This is a genomic window from Achromobacter anxifer (genome assembly GCF_903652925.1).
Taxonomy (GTDB): domain Bacteria; phylum Pseudomonadota; class Gammaproteobacteria; order Burkholderiales; family Burkholderiaceae_B; genus Achromobacter; species Achromobacter anxifer.
Window position 1 is genome coordinate 220,781 of record NZ_CAHLAR010000002.1, and the last position, 12,655, is coordinate 233,435.

At 68.8% G+C, this 12,655-nt stretch carries 11 protein-coding genes and 2 riboswitches; of the genes, 7 read left to right on the forward strand and 4 right to left on the reverse strand.

The genetic code is table 11. The annotated features are described in order from the left end of the window. Nucleotides 1-8 precede the first annotated feature (8 nt). The 4 genes from HWY37_RS06255 to nadB all read left to right on the forward strand — a co-directional run bounded on the left by HWY37_RS06255 (nucleotide 9) and on the right by nadB (nucleotide 4,337). Nucleotides 9-506, forward strand: a complete 498-nt coding sequence (locus HWY37_RS06255) for a transporter suffix domain-containing protein (protein WP_175211083.1) — start codon at nucleotides 9-11, stop codon at nucleotides 504-506. 114 nt (nucleotides 507-620) lie between these two features. After that, on the forward strand, nucleotides 621-1,409 hold the full coding sequence (locus HWY37_RS06260) for a PhzF family phenazine biosynthesis protein (RefSeq protein WP_176088152.1): 789 nt from the start codon (nucleotides 621-623) through the stop codon (nucleotides 1,407-1,409). Between the two features lie 144 nt (nucleotides 1,410-1,553). Continuing rightward, nucleotides 1,554-2,693, forward strand: a complete 1,140-nt coding sequence (nadA, locus tag HWY37_RS06265) for a quinolinate synthase NadA (RefSeq protein WP_175211088.1) — start codon at nucleotides 1,554-1,556, stop codon at nucleotides 2,691-2,693. 51 nt (nucleotides 2,694-2,744) lie between these two features. Beyond that, on the forward strand, nucleotides 2,745-4,337 hold the full coding sequence (nadB, locus tag HWY37_RS06270; RefSeq protein WP_175211091.1) for an L-aspartate oxidase: 1,593 nt from the start codon (nucleotides 2,745-2,747) through the stop codon (nucleotides 4,335-4,337). Nucleotides 4,338-4,379: 42 nt separating this feature from the next. Here the strand turns inward: nadB and HWY37_RS06275 are convergent, their stop codons facing one another. Then, nucleotides 4,380-5,234, reverse strand: coding sequence for a helix-turn-helix domain-containing protein (locus HWY37_RS06275; protein ID WP_175211093.1), 855 nt, complete (start codon nucleotides 5,232-5,234; stop codon nucleotides 4,380-4,382). 274 nt (nucleotides 5,235-5,508) lie between these two features. Here HWY37_RS06275 and HWY37_RS06280 point away from each other — a divergent pair, with 274 nt between their 5' ends. Next, complete coding sequence (locus HWY37_RS06280; protein ID WP_176088153.1) at nucleotides 5,509-6,291, forward strand: alpha/beta fold hydrolase; 783 nt, start codon at nucleotides 5,509-5,511, stop codon at nucleotides 6,289-6,291. A gap of 66 nt (nucleotides 6,292-6,357) precedes the next feature. After that, entirely contained in the window at nucleotides 6,358-7,668 is a 1,311-nt protein-coding gene (locus tag HWY37_RS06285; protein WP_175211611.1) for a metal-dependent hydrolase family protein, read from the forward strand. 35 nt (nucleotides 7,669-7,703) lie between these two features. Here the strand turns inward: HWY37_RS06285 and HWY37_RS06290 are convergent, their stop codons facing one another. After that, nucleotides 7,704-8,933, reverse strand: a complete 1,230-nt coding sequence (locus tag HWY37_RS06290; RefSeq protein WP_176088154.1) for a D-amino acid dehydrogenase — start codon at nucleotides 8,931-8,933, stop codon at nucleotides 7,704-7,706. Between the two features lie 44 nt (nucleotides 8,934-8,977). After that, nucleotides 8,978-9,069, reverse strand: a riboswitch (glycine riboswitch). 1 nt (nucleotide 9,070) lies between these two features. Then, nucleotides 9,071-9,162: riboswitch (glycine riboswitch) on the reverse strand. A gap of 128 nt (nucleotides 9,163-9,290) precedes the next feature. On the opposite strand from HWY37_RS06290, the gene ampC reads away from it, so the two are divergent. After that, nucleotides 9,291-10,451, forward strand: coding sequence for a class C beta-lactamase (ampC, locus tag HWY37_RS06295; protein ID WP_425485006.1), 1,161 nt, complete (start codon nucleotides 9,291-9,293; stop codon nucleotides 10,449-10,451). Nucleotides 10,452-10,467: 16 nt separating this feature from the next. Here the strand turns inward: ampC and HWY37_RS06300 are convergent, their stop codons facing one another. Then, nucleotides 10,468-11,460 carry a 3-hydroxybutyryl-CoA dehydrogenase gene (locus HWY37_RS06300; RefSeq protein WP_175211605.1) on the reverse strand — a complete coding sequence of 331 codons (993 nt, stop codon included), beginning with the start codon at nucleotides 11,458-11,460 and terminating at the stop codon, nucleotides 10,468-10,470. Continuing rightward, nucleotides 11,457-12,575 (reverse strand): NAD/NADP-dependent octopine/nopaline dehydrogenase family protein, encoded by a 1,119-nt coding sequence (locus tag HWY37_RS06305; protein WP_175211603.1) that lies wholly within the window; start codon nucleotides 12,573-12,575, stop codon nucleotides 11,457-11,459. The genes HWY37_RS06300 and HWY37_RS06305 overlap by 4 nt, the downstream gene beginning before the upstream one ends. Between the last annotated feature and the right edge of the window lie 80 nt (nucleotides 12,576-12,655).

Sequence of the window (12,655 nt, forward strand, 5' to 3'; positions counted from 1 at the left end):
AGGCTGTCATGTCATTACCAGACGAACCGGCCCAGCCCGCGCCCGCGGCGGGATGGCGCTTCAAATGCGGGATCGGATTGTTCATTTTGGCCTTCGCGCTGTGGTTCCTCATTCCCGTGGCGGGGTATCTGGACATGCCCGGCCCGCGCATGGCGGCGCTCACCGGCACGATATTCATCGCCAACAAGGTGCTGTTGCTGACCTGTATCGGCGTCATGGGCAAGGAAGGCTTCCAGCGGCTCAAGTCCATCATCTTCGGCCACGCCAAACGCCTGGCGCCCGTGCAGAAGGTCGGTCCTGTCCGCCACGCCATCGGCCTGGTCATGTTTTTCCTGCCCATCCTGACGTCGGTGCTGGAACCCTACATAGACGAGATGTGGCCGGGCTTGCGGCCCAACCTCTGGCAGGCCCAACTGGCCGGCGACCTCATGCTGATCGCGAGCTTCTTCGTGCTGGGCGGCGACTTCTGGAGCAAGCTGAGAGGGCTGTTCGTGCGCACCGTCTAGCGGACGGCCGGCAGGCGGCGGATGTCTCGGAGCTGCGGCATTTTCATAGGAAAATGCTGGAGCCCGCTGGCACCCGCCCAGGCGCGCAACCTTCCACTTCATCCAGGAATCCTCATGCCGCAACTCGACATCTATCAGGTAGACGCCTTCACCGCCGCGCCGTTCGGCGGCAATCCTGCCGCGGTGGTGCCGCTGCAGGCGTGGCTGCCGGACGAGACGCTGCAGCGCATCGCGGAAGAGAACAATCTGTCGGAAACCGCCTACGTCGTGCGCCGCGGCGACGTCTATGAACTGCGCTGGTTCACGCCGGCGGTCGAGGTGGACCTTTGCGGCCATGCCACGCTGGCATCGGCTTGGGTGCTGTTCGAGCAGCTGGGGGCGAGCGAGGACGTCCTGCGCTTTGCCACGCGCAGCGGCGAGCTGCAGGTGCGCCGCGCGGACGAACGGCTGGCCATGGATTTCCCGGCCAAGTGGCCCGAGGCACAGGAGCTTCCGGCGGGCCTGCTGCAGGCGCTGGGCCTGCCGGGCGCGCGGGCCTTCTGCAAGACGGACGACTATCTGGTCGTGATCGATGACGAAACGCTGATCGATGGCCTGAAGCCTGACTTCGCCGCGCTGGCGGCTTTCGACACGCGCGGCGTGGCGGTGACGGCGCCGTCCGCGAAGTTCGATTTCGTGTCGCGCTGGTTCGGGCCGCGGGTGGGCGTGAACGAGGACCCGGTGACCGGGTCGGCGCATACCTCGCTGGCGCCCTATTGGGCGCAACGCCTGGGCAAGCGCAGCCTGAGCGCGCAGCAGGGCGGGGCGCGCAAGGGCCAACTGCAATGCGAGGTGCTGGACAACGGCCGGGTGATCATCAGCGGCCAGGCGGCGCTGTACCTGCGCGGCTCGATCTTCATCTGAAGCGGGGTCGCCGGCCGCCGTGGCGCGCAGAGGCTCGATCAAAAAAAGAGATTGACACGATTTATGCTCAACACTAGCATAAATCGTGCCCTTTTTTTGATCATTAAATGCTCAATATGAGCATAAAAACCAGGAGACGCGTTCATGGACACCCCCAATCGCCGGTACGTCGAATTCGATCTGCCTTCCACGCCGGGCTGTCCCAGCGCCGTCGGCCAGGCCTGGGCCCGCGTGCCGGAACCCTTGCCCGCAGCCGAGCGGGAGGCCTGCGTGGCGCGCATACGCGAACTGCTGGCGCGCGAGCGCGCCGTGCTGGTCGCCCATTACTACGTGGACGCGGAGCTGCAGGAACTGGCGGAGCAGACGGGCGGTTGCGTGGGCGATTCGCTGGAGATGGCGCGCTTCGGACGCGATCACGATGCCCGCACGCTGGTGGTGGCCGGCGTGCGCTTCATGGGTGAAACGGCCAAGATCCTGAGTCCCGACAAACGCATCCTGATGCCGGACCTGGACGCGACCTGCTCGCTGGACCTGGGCTGTCCCGCCGCCGATTTCACCGCCTGGTGCGATGCGCATCCGGATCGCACGGTGGTGGTCTATGCCAACACCAGCGCCGAGGTGAAGGCGCGCGCGGACTGGGTGGTCACCTCGTCCATCGCGCTGGACGTGATCGCCGACCTGCATGCGCGCGGCGAAAAAATCCTGTGGGCGCCGGACAGGCACCTGGGCGACTACGTGCAGCGCCAGACCGGCGCCGACATGCTGCTGTGGCAGGGGTCCTGCCTGGTGCACGACGAATTCAAGGGCACCGAACTGGAGCTGCTGCGCGCGGAACATCCGCAGGCGAAGGTGCTGGCGCATCCGGAATCGCCCGCCGCGGTGCTGGCGCAGGCCGACGTGGTGGGCTCGACCACCCAGCTGATCGATGCTGCGCGCAAATCCGATGGCGGACTGCTGATCGTGGCGACCGACCAGGGCATCCTGCACAAGATGCGGGAACTGGCGCCCGGCAATACCTACCTGGCCGCGCCGACGGCGGGCGACAGCGCCAGCTGCAAAAGTTGCGCGCATTGTCCCTGGATGGCCATGAATGCCCTGACCAATCTGGCGCAGACCCTGGAGCACGGCCGCAACGAAATCATCCTGGACCCGGCATTGGGCCTGCGCGCCAAGGCGCCTATCGACCGCATGCTGGACTTCGCGCAACAGCGCAAGCGCCGCGTCCAGGCCAGCGGCGACATGGCGCGGGACACGGCGCTGTTTGCCGGCATTGGCCCGGCCTAGGGCGCCGCTTTCGCGCAGCGTTTGCATTCCCTTCTTGCGGAGCATCGTCACATGGAATTCGACGTCATCATCATCGGCAGCGGGCTGGCTGGCATGGCCGCCGCGCTGGAACTCGCGCCGCGGCGCCGGGTCGCGCTGGTGTCCAAGGGCGCGCTGCGCGACAACGCCAGCAACCGCGCCCAGGGCGGCATCGCGGCGCCGCTGGCGGCGGACGACAGCGTCGAGGCGCACGTGCGCGATACCCTGGTGGCTGGCGCCGGCCTGTGCGACCTGCCGGCCACGCGCGGCATCATCGCCCGCGCCGGCAGCGCAATCGCCTGGTTGCAGGAGCAAGGGGTCGCGTTCACGGCGGAACGTGGGGCGCTGCACCTGACGCGCGAGGGCGGCCATGGCGTGCGCCGTATTGCGCATGCGGCGGACGCGACCGGCAGCGCCATCATGGCGGCGCTGGAGAACCGCGTGCGGCGGCAGCCCGGCATCACGCTGCTGGAAGCGCATTGCGCCGTCGACCTGATCCTGGACGGCCCGGCGGGAACCGCGGGGACGCGCTGCCGCGGCGCGCGCCTGCTGGATCTGCGCGGCGGGCGCGTGTTCGACGCGCTGGCGGCGCAGGTGGTGCTGGCCAGCGGCGGCGCCGGGCAGGTCTACCAGGCGACGACCGCGCCGGCGGCGGCTACCGGCGACGGCATCGCCATGGCCTGGCTTGCGGGCTGCCGGGTCGCCAATATGGAATTCACCCAGTTCCATCCCACCGGCCTGCATCATGCGCAGGCAGAGGGCTTTCTGATTTCCGAAGCCGTGCGCGGCGAGGGCGGCCTGCTGCGCCTGCCCGGCGGCGCGCGCTTCATGCCGGCGCACGACCCGCGCGCCGAGCTGGCGCCGCGCGACATCGTGGCCCGCGCCATCCAGGCCGAGATGGAGCGCCATGGGCTGGAATGCGTGCACCTGGACATCAGCCATCAGCCGCCGGAATTCTTGCGGGCGCATTTTCCCACCATCCAGGCGCGCTGCCTGACGCTGGGCATCGACATCACGAAGGCGCCCATACCGGTTTCACCGTCGGCCCACTACACCTGCGGCGGCGTCGTGGCGGACCTGTCGGGCCGCAGCGACGTGCCCGGCTTGTACGCGGTGGGGGAGGCGGCCTGCACCGGGCTGCACGGCGCGAACCGCCTGGCCAGCAACTCGCTGCTGGAGTGCGTGGTGATGGGCCGGGCTGCTGCGCAAGACATGCTTGAGCAGCAGCCGGTGGCCACCGCGCGCCAGGCGCGGGCCGCCGACGAAACAGCCGTGCCGGCTTCGCCCGATCTGGCCCGGCTGCGGCGCGACCTGCGCCGGCTGATGAGCCGCGACGTGGGCGTGGTCCGCAGCGACGCCTCGCTGGCCCGCGCCGCCGCGTTCATCGCGTCGTTGCGGGCGCAGACGCAGGCGCGGCTGCTGCGTGACGGGCTGAGCCTGGAACTGCTGGAATTGCGCAATCTGGCGCTGGTCGCGGCTCTCATCGTGCGTGGCGCCAGCGCGCGCAGCGAAAGCCGCGGCGCGCATTTCAACAAGGATCGGCCTGGCCGGCCGCGGCAGGGCGATGAGCCCGCGCCGCCGGCCAGCGGCCAGGCTGGACACCGCGGGCCGGCCGCGGCTGCATAGCCCAAGCGCTGGCTGGCCGCGGCATGCCGGTCAGCGTCCAGGTCAGGACACTCCGGTCAGCAGATGCGGCGCGCCGCCGCTGGCGGCCCGCCGGAAGCGCGACGGCGACACGCCCATGTGTTCTCGGAAGAACCGGGAAAAGTTGCCGGGCGTGGAAAAGCCCAGGTCCAGCGCCACCGAGGTCAGCGGCTGTTCCTGGTGCACCAGCAGGCGCACGGCTTCCTCCACGCGCACGGCGCTCCAGAACACCTGCGGCGTGGTGTTGAGCTGGTCGCGGAACAGCGCGAAGAAATGGCCGCGCGACAGGCCCACCCGGCTCGCGACTTCTTCCGCCGTGATCGGTTCGTGGACGTGTTCGCGCATGTAGGCGATGGCCGCGCGCAGCCGGCGGTCCAGCGCGGGCGCGCGCGGCATGGAACTGCGCGGCCGCTCCGGTCCGGTGGACGATTCGATGGCGGCCTGCAACAGCGCCTCGACCTCTGCATCGAGATCCGCGCCCGGGTGCTGGTGCGGCGCGACGATCTTGTCCAGCAGGCGCCAACAGCCCTGGCGCACGGCGGCATCGATGGGCACGCCGGGCGCGGCGAAGTGGAACGGGCGGCCGGTGGCGGCGCGGCGTTCGTCCAGCCAGGGCTTGGCGATGTAAAGAACCAGGAAGATCGCCGGGCCGGACCGGTCCAGCAGCCGCGCATCATGCGATTCGTAGGTGTTGGTGCCGAGCGCCAGGTGTTCGCTGTAGGGGACCGGCGTCTGGCCGACGTGGCCTTGCACGCGCGCGCCGCCCAGCCACAGGGCCAGCTGCACTTCCGCATGCGCATGCGCGATCAGGTCGTCGCGCAGTTCCAGCACGACGGCGCGGCCGAACGCGCCTTCGTGCAAGGCGTAGGTCTCCTGCATCTCTGTCTCCCGTTTTTCTTGTCGTCCCTGCGCGCATGCCGGCCTTGATGAGGACGGCGGCTGCGAGGGGCGGGCGCGGCGCTTCAAGGAATTTTATGGGGGTTTGAGCGTTTGTCCGCGCTAGGTGTATTCACTAGGCACAAAATCTGACTCTGCGATAAGTCCGCGCACCCGGCGATAAGCGCGCAACGGCCCGCGCCGATACAGTCCGAAAAAACAGCCGGCGCATTGCCGGCGCAAACAGAGACTGCTCAGGACCAAGGAGACGGCAGCAATGACCACGCATCACATCAACGGCATGACGGTGGAAATCGACGGCCAGGGGCCGGCGCTCTTGTGCATCCACGGCCTGGGCGGTTCGTCCAATACCTGGACGCCCGTCATGAGCGCCTTCGAGGGCTTGCGCGTCATCCGGCCGGATCTGCCGGGCAGCGCGCGTTCCCCGCTGGGAACTGCGCACTTGTCCATCGCGGCCTATGTGGACGCGCTGGCCGGATTGCTGGCGGAACTGGACATCGACGCGGCGCACATCGCGGCGCATTCGCTCGGGACCGTGGTGGCCCAGCACCTGGCCGTGGCGCATCCGGGCAGGGTCCGGTCGCTGGCCCTGTTCGGCCCGCTGGCCGCGCCGCCGGACGCGGGCCGGCCCGCCATCCGCGCCCGCGCCGAACTGGCGCGCGGCGGCGACGCGGCGATGCAGGAAATCGCCGACGCCATCGTCAAGGGCGCGACCAGCGCGCAGACCAAGCAGGACCAGCCCGCCGTGCTGGCGCTGGTGCGCGAGAGCGTGATGCGGCAGCCGCCCGAAGGCTATGCGCAAAGCTGCGAAGCGCTGGCGGGCGCGCAACCCGCGGCGGTCGAAGGGATCGGCGTTCCGGCCCTGCTGGTGACCGGCGACCAGGACGGCGTGGCGCCGCCCGCCAACGTCGAGGCCCTGGCCGCGCGCATCGCCGGCAGCCGCCGCATCGTGCTGCAGGGCTGCGGCCACTGGACCACCTACGAAAAGCCCCTGGCCTGCATCGAGGCCTTGCGCGAGTTCCACGCCGCGCTGCGCTAGCCCCCTGTTTTCCTTGCGCTTCAACATAAGAAATCGGCCCGCGCGACGGGCCGGAGGAGACCTGTCATGTCCAGAATTGCCATCACCAATGTCGCCATCTTCGATGGCAGCGGCGCGGAACCCTACCAGGGCGAAGTGCTGATCGAGGGCTCGCGCATCGCCGAGGTCGCGCGCGCGCCGCAGCGGGTGCAGAGGGACGGCGCCCGCATCATCGACGGCCGAGGCCGCTTCCTGATGCCCGGCATGACCGAGGCGCACACGCACTTTTCCTGGAACGACCAGCCCTCGCTGGCCGCGATCCAGTTCATGCCGCCCGAAGAACACATCCTCTGGTGCGTGCGCGTGGCCAAGCGCTACCTGGAAATGGGCTGGACCTCGGCCATCGGCGCGGCCGCGGCCAAGCCGCGCCTGGACGTGGTGCTGCGCAATGCCATCAACGCCGGTGAATGCCCGGGGCCGCGCTATTTGGCGGGCAGCCAGGAGATCACGACCATAGGCGCGCTGGGCGACAACTCGCTGCCGCACATGCCGTTCGCTGAACTGAGCTTCGGCAGCGTGTGCAGCGGCCCCGAGGAGATCCGGCGGTCGGCGCGCACCTTCATCAAGTACGGCGTCGACCACCTGAAGATCAATCTGTCGGGCGAGTACATCGCCGGCTTGCCGGCCGAGATGTCGCCCTTCGCCGAGGATGAAATCGCCATGCTGGCCAGCGAGGCCAAGCGCTATGGCAAGCGCGTCGCCGCGCACGCGCGCTCCAGCGAGTCGGTCAAGCAGTGCGTGCGCCACGGCATCGAAATGATCTACCACGCCAGCTTCGCCGACGACGAAGCGCTGGACATGCTGGAAGCCAACAAGGACCGCCACTTCGTCGCGCCCGGCATAGGCTGGCTGATCAGGACGGCGTTCAACGCCTCCGACTACGGCATCACTCCCGCCATCGCCGAACAGATGGGCTACAAGCGCGAACTGGAAATCGCCTCGGAATCGCTGCGCAAGATGCACCAGCGCGGCATCCGCATCCTGCCGGGCGGCGACTACGGCTTCGCCTGGATGCCGCACGGCACCAACGCCAACGACCTCCAGTACTTCGTCGACTACATCGGCATGACTCCGACGCAAGCGCTGGTCTCCGCCACCCGCCTGGGCGGCGAGATCATGCAACGCCCGCACGAACTCGGCATGCTGCGCCCGGGCTACCTGGCCGACGTGGTCATGGTCGACGGCGATCCGCTGAAGGACCTGTCTCTGCTGGTCGACCCGGAGCGGATCGTGCTGGTGATGAAGGATGGGGTGGTGTGCAAGGAGACGTTGCGGCAGGACGCCGAGACGGAGCCGCTGCGCGCCAAGGAGAGCAGGGAAGCGGCGCTGGCGCATTGAATGCAGCGGCGCCCCTCCGGCGCCGCTGCATCACCTCAAGCCTCGCCCACCCCCATCCTCACGCTGGCCGCCAGCATCTGCGCCGTCGCCGCCGACAACGTCCAGCCCAGGTGTCCATGCCCCGTGTTGTAGAACACGCCCGGCCGCTTGCCCGGGCCGACGCGCGGCATCATGCTGGGGGTCATGGGGCGCAGGCCGCACCAGGGCACCACGCGCGAGGTCCGGATGCCGGGGAAGTGCTTGCGGGTCCAGTCCACCAGGGGCTGCACGCGTTCGGCGCGGATGTCCATGTTGAAGCCGTTGAACTCCGCGGTGCCGGCCACGCGGAAGCGGTCGCCCAGGCGGCTGGTGACGATCTTGGCGGCTTCGTCGAGCAGGCTGACCCGGGGCGCGGCGGCCTGGCTGGCGGCTTCGTCCAGGTGCACGCTGATGGAGTAGCCCTTGACCGGATAGATGTTGAGCGTGTCGCCCAGTTGCCGGGCGAACTGACGGCTGACCGCGCCGGCGCAGACGACGATGGCGTCGGCCTCGTGCTGTTCGCGCCGCGCGCCGCCTTCGCGCGCGATGTCCAGCACGTAGGGCGCGCCGTCCACGCTGATGTTGCGGATGTCGGCGTCCTGCGCGAAGCGCACGCCCCGGCGTTCGCAGGCGCGGGCCAGGCCGCTGGTGAATTTATGGATGTCGCCGGTGGCGTCCGAGGGCGTATAGAAGCCGCCATGGCAGGCGGTCTGCAGCGCGGGTTCGATGGCGCGCGCTTCCTCGGGCGTGACGGCGTAGCGTTCCAGTCCGCCTTCTTGCAGCAGGAGGTTGGCGCGGCGGGCGGTCTCGAAGCTGGCGGCGTCGTGGTAGATGTGCAGGATGCCGCGCCGTTCCAGGTCGAAATCTATGCCTTCTTCTTCCGCCATGGCGTAGAGGTGCTGGCGCGCCTCGATGGCGAGGCGGGTGGTCTCGATGGTGTTGCGGCGGTAGTTGCGGATCTGGCTGATGAACTGCGCCAGCCAGGAATACTTGTGCCAGCTGAAGCGGGGATTGAGCAGCAGCGGCGCGTTGTGGCGGCCGAGCCAGCGCAGGCCCTTGAGGATGGTGGCGGCGCTGTTCCAGACCTCGGCGTTGCTGGCGGACAGTTGGCCGCCGTTGGCGTAGGACGTTTCCATGGCGGGATAGCGCTGGCGGTCATAGACCGTGACCTCGTATCCCAGTTTGCTCAGGGCATAGGCGGACGTGACGCCGGTGATACCGGCGCCGATGACGGCGATGCGGGGCATGATGGCTCCAGAGTGGGTGGCCGCGGCCACCCGGCCGCAGCACCCCATCTGTCTCTGTACCTGAGAGCTTCACCCGCGGCGCAAGCGGCGGCAGGTTCCCCTTCGGTGGGCGCGCAAGGCGCCTCTCTCCAGATTGTCTAGACCGCGCAGTCCTGGTTGCCTGAGAGTTTCCGGGGCGGTTGCTCCGTCGGCGCCTGCCGCTGGGGCAGGTCTCTTCTGCGGGGTTTTGGATCGACGAGGCGAGGATAGCCAAAATCTCCGGGAAAGAGACCAAGGGTTAGTACCAATGGGAGGCCGGGCCGCGTTACGATGCTTGCGCGCCGCGGTCGCGGCGCCACGAACCCAACACGACATGGAATGACGAGAATGCGCTTGAACAGCTTGCTGCGCGCGGGATTGCTTGGGCTGATGGCCGGGGGCTGCGCGCTGGCGCAAGCCGGCCCGGCCGGGACGGACCGCAAGATCGACGAGGCGGTCCAGGCCGTCATGCGCGAACACGGCGTCCCCGGGATGTCGATCGCCATCACCCGCAACGGGACGCAGCGCTTCTACAACTATGGCGTGGCCTCCAAGCAGACCGGCAGGCCGGCCGACAGCGACACGCTGTACGAGATCGGCTCCATCAGCAAGACCTACACCGCGACGCTGGCGGCCTACGCGCAGGCGCGCGGCCGTCTTGCCTTCAGCGACAGCCCGGCCAAGTACCTGCCCGAGCTCGCCGGCAGCGACTTCGCCAAGCTGAGCCTGATCAACCTGGGCACGCACACGACCGGCGGCTTTCCCTTGCAGGTGCCCGACGCGGTCAAGAACCAGGCCCAGCTCATGGCCTATCTCAAGGCCTGGAAGCCCGAGCATGCCACCGGCGCCTACCGGACCTACGCCAATCCCAGCATCGGCATGCTGGGCGTGATCGCGGCCAAGAGCCTGGACCGGCCGTTCAAGGCGGCCATGGAACGGGACCTGTTTCCCAAGCTGGGCCTGGCCAGTACCTACATCGACGTGCCTGCCGCCAAGATGGCGGACTACGCGCAGGGCTACAACAAGCAGGACGCGCCCGTGCGCGTGAATCCCGGCGTGCTGGCGGCGGAGGCCTACGGCGTCAAGACCAGCGCACGCGACATGCTCCGCTTCGTCGACGCGAACCTGGGCCTGAACGTGGCCGATGCCGAGCTGCGGACCGCGATCGCGCAGACCCACGTCGGCTACTACCAGCTGGGCGACATGACCCAGGACATGGCCTGGGAACAGTTGCGCTATCCGGTGGCGCTGGATGCGCTGCTGACGGCCAACGCCGGCAACTACAACAGCCAGAGCCAGCCCGTGACCGCGCTGAAGCCGCCGCTGGCGCCGCAGGATGCCGTCTGGATCAACAAGACGGGCTCGACCAACGGCTTCGGCGGCTATGTGGCCTTCGTGCCGGCGAAGAAGACGGGCATCGTGATTCTTGCCAACAAGAATTATCCGAACGAGGCCAGGGTCCGGCTGGCCTACCGGATCCTGGACGAGCTGGAAAAATAGTCTGGGGGCGCCTGCGCTAGCGCGCGGGCGGCCTGGCCGCGTCGTAGCGAGGCAGCAGGTCCATCACTTCCAGCCGCTTGCATAGTTGCGCCAGCCGCTCCATTTTGTAGGCGTCCACGTCCATGCCGGCGTAGTCATAGAAGCCCTGGCCGTCGCGCAGCCCGTTGCGTCCTTGCTCCATGTTGCGGGCTATGACGTCGGGCGAGGCGAAGCGCGGGGCGATGGCGCCGGACAAGTAGCGCGAGGCGTAGTAGAGGATGTCGCCGCCGCCCCAGTCGATGAACTCCAGCAGCCCCAGCACCGAAAAGCGCAGGCCGAAACCCAGGCGCACGGCGGTGTCGATGTCTTCGGCGCTGGCCACGCCTTCCTCCACCATGCGTGCCGCTTCGTTCATGGCCAGGGCCTGGATGCGGGGCACGATGTAGCCGGCGGCGGGCGCGCACTGCACCGGCTTCTTGCCTGCGAGCCGCAGCACGTCCAGCAGGCCCTGCGTCGCGGCTTCGCTGGTTGCAGGGCCGCGGCTGACTTCCACCAGCGGTATCAGGTAGGCCGGATTGAGCCAGTGCGCGTTGAGGAAGCGCTGCGGGCCCTGCACCAGCTCCGCCAGCTCGGTGACGAGAAAGGTGGACGTGGTGGACGCGATGATGCTGTCCGGCGCGCAGGCCACACCCAGCCACAGGAAGGCGTCGCGCTTGGCGTCCAGGCGTTCGGGCACGGCTTCGAACACCACGAGCGCCCGCCGCAAGTCTTGCTCCGCGTCTTCGCGCGCACACAGGCGGACGCGCGCCAGCGCGATCTCCGTTTGCGCGGCGTCCAGCAGGCCCAGCCTGGCCAGCAGGCCCAGCTCGCGGCGCAGCTCGTCCCGCACGCGGTCAAAGTACCCGGACTGCTCAGAAGGCGTGCGCGGCTTGATGTCTATCAGCGTGACGTCCAGCCCCGCATGTATGTACGACAGGGTGATGCCCACGCCCATGCGGCCGGCGCCGACCACGCACAAGGTCTGGTTCATGGCTTGGCTCCCTGGTCCTGGCAGCCTTCGGCCAGCAGCATGCGCATGGCGTCGCGCGACAGGCGGTCCAGGCCCAGGCTTTCCAGCGTGCGCCCTTCGGCGTAGAGATCGCGGCCGGTCACGGCGCTGGCCAGGCTCAGCAGGCCTTGCGCAACGGGCGTGGGCACGCCCGCCCAGCGGCCGGCCGACACCAGGAACGACAGGCCGAGCCGCGTGTCCTCGAGCATGTAGCGGTGGCTGTGCAGGTCTATGTCCTCGCGCCAGTCGCCGCTGTCGGTGAGCCTGCCGTGTGCGCCGCGGCCGTACATCCATTCCTCGCCTTCGGCGGCGTAGTGGTCGGACAGCGGGAAGTGCGGCGCGGCATAGCCCAGGGCCACGCGGATGGCGATGCGTTCGGCGTCCAGCGCGTCGGTCACGCGCCGTATGGAGGCCTGCGTGCCTTCATTGTGGATGTCCCATTTGTCGAAGTGTTCGAGCGGGCCGGCATTCATCATGATGAGCGGCGGGTGGATGATGGGCCCGGCGTTCATCAGCGCGCCGGACAACCCGTCCTCTATCGCTTCGATGCTGGGGTAGGCTTGCCCGACGACGGCCAGCGCATGCCGCGACAGCCGGCGCGGAAAAACGCCGGTGGGCAGCCGGGTGGCGTAGCCGCTGATCACGACCTTCTCGCCATGCTTGCGAGCCAGGTAGGGCAGGGTGCCGGTTTCGGCGAATGCCGTGTCGGCGGCGTTGCCGGCGTCTTTCATGGCGCGGGCGAAGACGTAGCAGCCGAAGGTGCCCGGCGGCAGGAACACGACCTGGCCGTCGCGCAGCAGCGGCGCCAGGGCCTGGGCCAGCGCGTCGTGCGTGGTCGACGGCAGGGGAATGACCAGCAGCTCGGCCTGGTCCACTGCCGCGGCCAGGTCGCGGACCAGCTGCAGCTGTTGCGGGCCGTCGCCCAGCGGGATGCGGCGCGTGCCGCGGTAGTCGGTGACGGTCAGCGCGCCCGCGTCCCGCAAGCCCTGGAAGGCTGCCCAGTCGCGGCGCCACCAGCGCACTTGATGGCCTTTTTCAAACAGGTCGGCCGCCGCCGCGTAGCAGCCGTGGCCGCCGCCTATGACGCTGATTCTCATGCTCAAGCTCCGTCTGATGGAGCCTTGATCCTAGCGGCGGCGCGTGGCCGGGGCTGCGCCGAACGCGCAAGCGGCGTTCC

Coding starts and splice junctions, on each gene's coding strand:
- HWY37_RS06255 (WP_175211083.1), top strand. CDS start 9: ATGTCATTACCAGACGAACCGGCCCAGCCCGCGCCCGCGGCGGGATGG.
- nadB (WP_175211091.1), top strand. CDS start 2,745: ATGGAATTCGACGTCATCATCATCGGCAGCGGGCTGGCTGGCATGGCC.
- HWY37_RS06280 (WP_176088153.1), top strand. CDS start 5,509: ATGACCACGCATCACATCAACGGCATGACGGTGGAAATCGACGGCCAG.
- HWY37_RS06305 (WP_175211603.1), bottom strand. CDS start 12,575: ATGAGAATCAGCGTCATAGGCGGCGGCCACGGCTGCTACGCGGCGGCG.
- HWY37_RS06285 (WP_175211611.1), top strand. CDS start 6,358: ATGTCCAGAATTGCCATCACCAATGTCGCCATCTTCGATGGCAGCGGC.
- HWY37_RS06275 (WP_175211093.1), bottom strand. CDS start 5,234: ATGCAGGAGACCTACGCCTTGCACGAAGGCGCGTTCGGCCGCGCCGTC.
- nadA (WP_175211088.1), top strand. CDS start 1,554: ATGGACACCCCCAATCGCCGGTACGTCGAATTCGATCTGCCTTCCACG.
- HWY37_RS06260 (WP_176088152.1), top strand. CDS start 621: ATGCCGCAACTCGACATCTATCAGGTAGACGCCTTCACCGCCGCGCCG.
- HWY37_RS06290 (WP_176088154.1), bottom strand. CDS start 8,933: ATGCCCCGCATCGCCGTCATCGGCGCCGGTATCACCGGCGTCACGTCC.
- HWY37_RS06300 (WP_175211605.1), bottom strand. CDS start 11,460: ATGAACCAGACCTTGTGCGTGGTCGGCGCCGGCCGCATGGGCGTGGGC.
- ampC (WP_425485006.1), top strand. CDS start 9,291: ATGACGAGAATGCGCTTGAACAGCTTGCTGCGCGCGGGATTGCTTGGG.